Source organism: Arthrobacter sp. Soil_C_49, from assembly GCF_057656635.1.
In genome coordinates this window covers 187,559-196,118 of sequence record NZ_JBDGJZ010000003.1, presented here as the reverse complement: position 1 = coordinate 196,118, position 8,560 = coordinate 187,559, and the positions used below count along the sequence as shown (strand labels likewise).

Here is an 8,560-nt window from a genome sequence, read left to right as displayed (position 1 = left end):
GACTGACCCGGTGGTTGAGCAACCCGAAACCCGGTGGCTGGGCAGGACTGACCCGGTGGTTGAGCAACCCGAAACCCGGTGGCTGGGCAGGACTGACCCGGTGGTTGAGCAACCCGAAACCCGAAACCCGGCGGCGAGTCAGGCGGGTGGGGAGTGCAGGAACCACTCGAGTGCTTCTTCGCCTGGGGAGAGCCCAAGGTAGATAAAGTCCGGCGGATCCCCAGTCGCGGACTGTAGTTGGGCAGGCCAGTGTGGTGGTTCCCAGTCGTGGTGTTCGGCTTTGTAATGGCGGCCGGTGGGTGAGGTCCAGCCGGGTGGTTCGTGTTGGGTGGCCGCGGTGGACGTCCATCCGGTGGCGTGTTTGAGGCGGTGGTGTTTCGGGCAGAGTTGGGCCAGGTTACTGATCCCAGTGGTGCCGCCGTGTTGCCACGCGGTGAGGTGGTCGGTGTCGTTGTCGAGGGAGGGGTTGTTGCAGCCGGGGAAGGTGCACTTACCGTCCCTGAGCTGCAGTGCTCTTTTCATCGCTTTGGTGAGCCGGTAGCTGGTGCGGCCGATTTCCAGTGGCGCCCCGTCCCGTGGATCAACGAGCACCCGGTAGAACGAAGTGGCGCCGTTGGCGACGAGTTTGCGGGCCACCGAGGCAGGGATCGGACCGTAGCCGTCCAGGTTTGCGGGTTCATCGGTCAGGCCCAACAGCGCGAACACCGGGACGGTGACCAGGACATCCACTTTTGGTGCAGGGACGTTGCCTAAGACCGCACCCGCGTACGTTTCACCCGGCTTGCCGGTAACCCCACTGCTTTGTCCTGTGCTGCTCTGTTCCACGCCGGCCTGTCCCGCGCCGCCTTGGCCCAGGGTGTTTTGTTCCGCACCCGCCTCTCCTGTGCTGGCTTGTCCCGCGATGGCCTCTCCTGTGCTGGTTTCGGGGCCGGGGTGAATTGCGGTTCCGGCGCCGAGCAGGAGGCTGGCGGCGATGTCGGGGCGGAGTTGGGTGATGGTGCGGGGTTCGTTGGGGCCTTGGAGGCCGCGGGCGAGGGCGGTGGTGCGGTTCCAGATGGCTGAGGCCTGGTCCGCCGGCACGTACAGGGAAACCCGGGCCATGCCGTCGCGGTCCGGGATGTATTCCATCCGCCGGTCCGCCACACCCTTGGCGTGGCGTTTTTCGATGGATTCCGGGTGGTGGCGTTCCCGCCAGTTCCTGGCCTTGGCACGGAACCGGTAGGCGGGCAGCTCACCGATCGGGGCGGCCGTGGGCGGCCGGGGCACGTCGGGGTCCAGGAAGTGGGCTTCCAGTGCCGCGGCGCCGGCGGGCTCAAGGCCGGCGGTTTCCTCCGCCATGACCAGGGCATGGGGCCAGGAGATTACTCCGGCCTGCAACGCCGAGAAGGCCAGCGGCAGCTCTTTGGTCACGGTGTGGGAGGCGGCCAGGAACGCACCGGCTGCCCGGGAACCGAGGGTCAGGAGGGCGCCGATTTCCGCGGCGACAGCCGTTTCCAGCGCCTGCACCGGGGCGTCCGGCCCCGCGATGGCCTGGGCAGTGTCCGAATACGTCACCGCAGCCCGGGCCTTCACAGCGGCGAACCCGGCCTCCGCCACCCGCGCCCCCGCAAGGATGTCCAGGCACCCATCTCCCAGCCCGGCCAACGGATCAGCAACGGAGAACGGCTCCGCACCGCACCCCTCCGCCTCCGCGTTGAGCACGGCAAGGGCGGCATTGATGTCCTCAAACGCTTTCACCACCGCCGCTTTCCCCATGCATCAATCATGACAAGGGGGTCTGACATTCCTCGAGGGAGGGGCAGGGATGGGATGACCCGGACGGGCACTATTGTCCAGATACGGAGCAAGCACTGGAGTGGCAAGCACCCGAGTGGGCAAGAACCCGAGGCAGGAAGGGGAGGCCCCGATGCGAAAGGACAGGCTTGGATAGGGGAGAGTCAGCCCTGCGGAAACTGGCCCGACGGAAAAGGCAGGATCCCCCGGAAGAGCCTTCTACCGTGCCGGAAGCGGGTACTCCGGCGGCCCGAACATGGCGTCCTCCAGCAGCCAGACGGTGGAACCGCCCCGGCCTGCGGGCATGAGGCTGCCTTCGAAGACGAAGACGGGGTCCATGGAGCGGTCCTCCGGGCGCCAGAATCCATTTGCCGGGCAGTGAAATCCAGTTTTGGCCATCAGGCCCAAGCCCTTACCGCTAATTCTCCGCAACGTGTCTATCTTTTTCACGGCGTACTCCCATTAATCCTTCAAAGAATGGATCGGCCGTAATTTCCGGCCTTGAACCAATTTTAGGATTACGGGTGGAACTGGCGCTAAGACCAATGATGCGTGACCCAATAAGCAGGTGCTATGAGATCTAGCGGGCGTACTTATTGTTGAGCATTTCCTGAAGCATTTCCTTCAGGACCAGCAGGACCGCGGACGCCGCTTCGGAGAGGGGGTCGTGGTCCGGGGTGCACAGGGCGATTTTGCACTGGAGGGCAGGGTCCACGATCCGCAGGACGTTGAAGTCCTCTTCGTGGAACAGGGCATCCGCTGCTGACTTGGGCATGATGGTGGCACCAAGATCCGCCCGGAGCAGCCTGGCGAGGGACGGAACGGATTCCACCTCGCCCACCAGTCGCAGCTCAAGGCCCTTGCTGGTAAGCCCGGCCTGTACAGCCTGGCGAAGCGTGTGGATCTGTTCGGGCAGGAAGAGTCCGTGGCGGGACACTTCCTCCAGGGAGATCTCGCCGTCCGCGTGCTGGACGTCCTCCCGGTTGGCATTGACCACGAAATGGAGATCCTCCACGATCATGGTGGTGAACAGCACACCGCGGATGGGGCCGGGCTCATAGATGAGCGCCATGTCCAGGCGGCCGTTCTTGATGGCCTCGCTGAGGACGCCGCCATAGATCTCCGTAACGTGAAGGACGATGTCCGGGTACCTGCGTGCCACTTCACTGATGATCCGCGGAGTCAGGCTGGAAGCCATGCTGTAGGGCGCGATGGCGATGGACACGCGGCCGGAAGGAGCAGCCCCGGACTTGGCGACGTCCTGCCGTGCCTGGTCCACGAGGCGCAGGATGGATTGTGCGTGCCGGTACAAGGTGTGCCCTGCGGCAGTTGGCACCACACCCTGCTTGCTGCGGATCAACAAACGCTGCTTCAGGTCTGTCTCCAGGGCCGAGACCTGTTGGCTCAGCGCCGGCTGGGCTACATGCAGCGCCGCGGCAGCCTTGGTGATGCTTCCCGAATCCACGATCTGGACAAAGTACGCAAGCTTTCGCGTATCCATGGCCGCCCTCTCCTTGTGCAGATCGCCGCTGTCCGGACATCCCTGTCGGGAACATCGCTGTCCAGAACATCCGTGTCCGGAAGTCCGTTGCCCAGAACGCTAATTCACTAATCAGTCATTCTACCCCCGGCCAATCATGCACTTTCCTGATGACGTCAGATGCATTTTGCATAATTATCCTGCTAACTCCTCCAGGCCATTTATTTTAACATTCCGGAAATCTGCGGCACTTATCTTGAGGGCAGTCGATAACCGGTATTGCCGGTCCGTAGGTCTTTAAAGGAGGAGGTGCATATGAAGTCCGTATGCCACAGCCCGGCGGTCATAACCACCGCCTATCCCGTGACATGGATTACGTCTTTGTGTGATCAAACTCCCGGTGTCAGACTTTTTTCTACAAGCCCGGCTTCCCGGGCAACGGGATCGGCGCCCCGACGGTCGATCCCCACCACTTCCGCTTCAGGCATCAGGCGCTGCGCCGCAGTACAGCGCTGCGCCAAAACCCCAAAGGAGGGCTCACATGGGACCCACAGTTGATCTTGTGGCAGATCTCGGAGAAGGCTTCGGTGCCTACTCCATGGGTGACGACGCGGCCCTGCTCGAAGTGGTGTCCAGCGCCAACATCGCCTGCGGCTTCCATGCCGGAGACCCGGACATCATGAACGCCACCGTGGCCGAATGCGTGCGCCGCGGCGTCAGCATCGGGGCGCACCCGAGCTTCCCGGACCTTCGGGGCTTTGGCCGCCGCACCATGGATCTCACCGCGGACGAAGTCCGCAACGACGTCCTGTACCAGTTCGGAGCCCTCAGCGCTTTCGCCGCCTACCATGGCGCCGACGTCGTCCATCTTGCACCGCACGGCCGCCTCGGCAACCTGGTAGCCATGCGTCCTGACTATGCAGAAGCCGTGGCTGACGCGGCCGCTCGCCTCAACCCGGACCTCATCGTCCTCGCCCAGGACGGCGAACTCGCCGACGCCGCAACAGCCCGCGAGCTCCCGGTGGGCATCGTGGGCATCGCAGACCGCGCCTATGAAGCGGACGGAACCCTGGTGCCGCGCAGCCGCCCCGGCGCCGTCATCCATGATCCTTCAGCCATCGTTGACCGCACCATCCGCATGGTCTGCGAAGGCGTCATCGAAACCGTCGCCGGAACAGATCTCCCGATCGTTGCCGACACCATCCTGCTGCACGGGGACACCCCGGGCGCTGTCCAGCTGGCCCGCCAGGTCCGCGCTGAACTGGAACGCGCCGGCGTCACCATCGCCCCGCTCGCCCAGGTCCTCGCCGCCAAAGTGAAAGCCGCCTGACATGTCCGCCACTCCAACGCCAGCACAGCCTCCGGTGGAGGTGTTCGAATCCGGTGACGCCGCACTGCGCGTCGTCGCGTCCTCCCCGGACCGGGAGGCCAACTGGGCCACCGTCCACGCCCTCGCCAAGTGGCTGGACGCGGCCGGTGCCGACGGCGTTCACGGCGCAGTGCCCACCTACGACTCCCTGCTCGTGGAATTCGATCCCGGCGTCACCTCCGCACGCCAGGTCCGGGCCTTTGTGCTGCTCGGACTGCGCCAGCTCGAATTCACCGGAGCCCCGGCCCGGACACCCCGGGAATTCCAAGTCCCGGTGGTGTACGGCGGCGAATACGGCCCGGACCTGGAGCGCGTTGCCGAACAGCAGCAGCTTTCCCTCGAGGACATCATCGGGCTGCACACCACCAAGTCCTACGTGATCCGCTGCCTCGGCGCCCCTGCCGGCTCGCCCATGATGGACGGCCCCGATTTCCCCTTCCCCGTCCCTCGCCTGAAGGACCCGCGGCTGTCCGTGCCGGCAGGGGCCGTTTCGGTGGCGGGCCGGCAGGCAGTCATTGCCCCGGCCGCAGCACCTGGCGGCTGGTGCGTCATCGGCCAGACCCCCCTCGCAGTCCTCGATGTCGCCGCAGAACCGCTGGTTCCCTACGTCCCCGGCGACACCCTCCGCTTCCACCAGATCCAACCCGAAGAGTTCGCCAAGTACGCCGGCCGGAAACTGGAGGCAGCACCATGAGCCTGGTCATCCAGCAGCCCGGCAATTCCGTGGTCACGGACCTGGGACGCTTCCGCGGACCCCGGTTCGGGCTGCCGGTGAACGGTGCCCTGGACCAGTTCTCTGCCCGCGCCGCCAACATCCTTGCCGGCAACGCTGACAATGCCCCGCTGCTGGAAGTCACTGCGCTGGACTTCCGCATGCGGGCCACCACGGACCTCCTCGTTGCCGTCACCGGCGCGCCCCTGCACCTCACTGTGGGCGGGCGCGAGTGCCAGCAGTGGGAGCCGGTGTCCGTAAGGGCGGGGGAGACGGTGGCGCTGCGAAGGATCGACGGCGGGCTCCGCGCCTACATCGCCGTCCACGGCTCAGTGGAGGCCCCGGTCCTGCTGGGCAGCTGCGCGCCGGACACCGTCGTCGGCTTCGGACTGCGGCTCACTGAAGGCACGGAAGTGAAGACGTTCCGCAGCGTCCCGCCCATCCGCCAGCCATACTTCGACCTTCCCCTCTTCCGCCTTGGCCTCACCCGCCCGGAGTTCACCAGCACCGCCGTGGTGGAAGTGACGGACGGACCCGACATAGAGGAGTTCGGCGACACCGCGGACCTGCTCTACACCACCGAGTACACCGTCAGCGCCCGGAGCAACCACATCGGGCTGCGGCTGGGCGGGGCACTTCCCGAACGCCAGTCCACGGCCGAGGTGCTGTCCCGCGGCGTCCCGGTGGGTGCCATCGAGGTGCCCTCCCGGGACGAACTCCTGGTGCTGCACCGGGGCCGGGGAGTCACCGCCGGCTACCCCGTCCTGGCAGTGGTCACCAGCCGCTCACTGGACGTCCTTGCCCAGGCCCGCCCTGGCCACAAGATCACCTTCCGCAAAACTTCCGTCCCCGAAGCAACAGCGAAACACCGCGCAGCGCTGCGGGAACTGGAAACACTCCGCTCCACCGTCAGTACCGTCTTCGCCCTCCTGGGCGTCGGCAACCAACCAGGCAACCACTACAGCAACCAACCAGGCTGGCCCCGGCTGGCACCGGCAGCAGGAAGCTAAACACCCTCGCCCCAGCGTCAAACCCTTGTTACCATCCCCTTTAAGTAAGGAAAGCCATGTCCACCTCTACGCATGCGGCCCAGCCGCACCAAGAGCGGCTCAGCAGCAAGCAGACCCGCAAGGTCGTCACGGCCGGCTGCGTCGGCATCTTTGTGGAACTTTATGACAACGGCATCTTCGCCTTCATGGCTGGAACCCTTGCCCTTGTCTTCCTGGCTCCCGGCAACCCGGACAATGCCCTATTGTTCGTCTTCGCCGGCTACGCCGTCTCCTTCTTCGTGCGCCCCCTCGGCGCCGTGGTCTGCGGCTACCTGGGCGACCGGATAGGGCGGCAAAAGCTACTGGTCTTCGTCATCCTGCTGATCAGCGTGGCCACGGCCGGCATCGGCCTGCTGCCCAACTACGCGGCCATCGGCATCGCAGCGCCCATCCTGCTGGTGCTGCTCCGGCTGCTGCAGGGCTTCTCCGTGGGCGGCGAAGCTGCCGGCGCCATGACCTTCCTCGCCGAGCACGCCCCGGAAGGCAAGCGCGGCATCATCACCTCCTACGCCCAGATCGCCTCCTTCGCAGCACTGCTCACCGGCACCCTGGTTGCCTTCTCCATGTCCCCGTGGCTCACCCAGGCAGCGATCGACGGCGGCGGATTCGGTGCCTTCGCCTGGCGCATTCCGTTCCTGGTCGCCATCCCCATGGGTGTCATCGGCTGGTACATCCGCAAGGCCATTGCGGACACCCCCAACTTCCAGAAGCTCAAGGAAGAGGGCGGTCTGTCCAAGAACCCGCTCAAGGAAGCCTTCGCCTCCGCAGAACACCGCCGCGCCATGCTGCTGGCCCTGTTCATCCCGCTGATGAACGGCTCCGGCTACTACGTCCTGTTCTCTTACATGCCCACCTTCCTCAAGGGCAAGCAGCTCAACTTCACCATCGGCGAGGCCCTGCTGGTCACCGCCTGCAGCCTGGTGGTCATCTGCATCGCCATCCCGTTCATCGGCGCACTCTCTGACCGGGTGGGCCGTAAGAAGGTCATCGCCGGTTCCGCGATTGCCATGGCCGTCCTGGGCATCCCGTCCTACGCCCTGATCGCCACCGGCGAGATGGCTTTGGCCATCCTGGGCGCCTGCATCATGGCGGTGGTCTTCGCCGGCCACACCGCAGTGATCCACATCCTGATCGTGGAACTCTTCCCCACCCGCGTCCGCTACTCCGCCTACGGCCTGGGCTACAACATCTCCTCGGCACTCTTCGGCGGCACCGCCCCGCTGCTGATGACCTGGCTGATCTCGTCCACCGGCAACATCTACATGCCCGCCTTCTACGCCGTGATCACCGCACTGGGCACCCTGGCCGCCGTCAGCACAGTGAAGGACCGGGCGCACCTGCCGCTCCGCGACGCCTGACCTACCCCAAGACAACTACCAGTGCAGCCCCGCGCTGCACCCTATAGGAGTTATCCGTGACTTTTTCTGACTACTCAACGGCCCTCGTCACAGGGGCATCCACCGGCATGGGCGCCGCCATCGCCGAACGCCTGGCCAAGCGCGGACTCACCGTGCACGCCGTGGCCCGGAACGAGGACCGCCTGAAGGAACTCGCGGACAAAACCGGGGCAGTGCCCCACGTGGTGGACCTGACGGACACCGCGGCGCTGAGTGCCGCCGTCGGAAGCCTTGAAGTGGACATCCTGGTGAACTGCGCCGGGGTCTCCCGGCCCGGCAACATCCTGGACTCCAGCGAGGGCGACATCGACGAACTCATCGACGTAAACCTCCGCGGCCTGCTGCACCTGACCCGGCTGGTGCTGCCCGGCATGGTGGAACGCGACCGAGGGCACGTCATCAACGTCAGCTCCATCGCCGGCACGTACAACTTCTACGGCCACACGGTTTACCACGCCACCAAGGCCGCGGTGCACCAGATCTCCCGCCAGCTCCGCAACGACACCGTGGGCAAGCGCATCCGCGTCACCGAAATCTGCCCCGGCCGGGTGGAGACGGAGATCTTCGGCCGCAACATGGGCGGCACGCCGGAGGCCATGGAGGAGGCGTGGAAGACCTACTACGAGGGCTACGAATCGCTGACGACCGATGACATCGTCAACGCGATGGATTACGCCATCGAAACACCGCGGCACGTAAATGTTGGCATGCTTGAACTCATGCCCACGTTCCAGGTGCCCGGCGGCCTCACCTTCGACCGGCGCTAGCCCCCCCCCACCT

Annotated in this window: 8 protein-coding genes; 5 read left to right on the top strand and 3 right to left on the bottom strand. The window is 65.4% G+C overall.

Translation table 11 applies throughout. The features are described 5' to 3' along the window. Positions 1–138 precede the first annotated feature (138 nt). From AC3A4Z_RS07165 to AC3A4Z_RS07155, 3 genes are all read right to left on the bottom strand, one after another. Positions 139–1,755, bottom strand: a complete 1,617-nt coding sequence (locus AC3A4Z_RS07165; RefSeq protein ID WP_498710940.1) for an HNH endonuclease signature motif containing protein — start codon at positions 1,753–1,755, stop codon at positions 139–141. A gap of 237 nt (positions 1,756–1,992) precedes the next feature. Continuing rightward, positions 1,993–2,172: a hypothetical protein gene (locus AC3A4Z_RS07160; protein ID WP_498710939.1), complete on the bottom strand. Its 180-nt coding sequence runs from the start codon at positions 2,170–2,172 to the stop codon at positions 1,993–1,995. Between the two features lie 181 nt (positions 2,173–2,353). After that, the gene (locus AC3A4Z_RS07155; protein ID WP_498710938.1) at positions 2,354–3,274 is read right to left on the bottom strand and encodes a LysR substrate-binding domain-containing protein; all 921 of its coding nucleotides are present in this window, start codon (positions 3,272–3,274) and stop codon (positions 2,354–2,356) included. 520 nt (positions 3,275–3,794) lie between these two features. On the opposite strand from AC3A4Z_RS07155, the gene AC3A4Z_RS07150 reads away from it, so the two are divergent. The 5 genes from AC3A4Z_RS07150 to AC3A4Z_RS07130 are packed head-to-tail and all read left to right on the top strand — an operon-like array spanning position 3,795 to position 8,547. Next, positions 3,795–4,583, top strand: coding sequence for a LamB/YcsF family protein (locus AC3A4Z_RS07150; RefSeq protein WP_498710937.1), 789 nt, complete (start codon positions 3,795–3,797; stop codon positions 4,581–4,583). A gap of 1 nt (position 4,584) precedes the next feature. Next, positions 4,585–5,316 carry a 5-oxoprolinase subunit B family protein gene (locus AC3A4Z_RS07145; protein ID WP_498710936.1) on the top strand — a complete coding sequence of 244 codons (732 nt, stop codon included), beginning with the start codon at positions 4,585–4,587 and terminating at the stop codon, positions 5,314–5,316. After that, positions 5,313–6,344, top strand: a complete 1,032-nt coding sequence (locus AC3A4Z_RS07140) for a 5-oxoprolinase subunit C family protein (RefSeq protein ID WP_498710935.1) — start codon at positions 5,313–5,315, stop codon at positions 6,342–6,344. Before AC3A4Z_RS07145 ends, AC3A4Z_RS07140 begins: the two co-directional genes overlap by 4 nt. A 56-nt stretch (positions 6,345–6,400) precedes the next feature. Next, complete coding sequence (locus AC3A4Z_RS07135) at positions 6,401–7,741, top strand: MFS transporter (protein ID WP_498710934.1); 1,341 nt, start codon at positions 6,401–6,403, stop codon at positions 7,739–7,741. A gap of 56 nt (positions 7,742–7,797) precedes the next feature. Next, positions 7,798–8,547 (top strand): SDR family oxidoreductase, encoded by a 750-nt coding sequence (locus AC3A4Z_RS07130; protein ID WP_498710933.1) that lies wholly within the window; start codon positions 7,798–7,800, stop codon positions 8,545–8,547. Positions 8,548–8,560 lie beyond the last annotated feature (13 nt).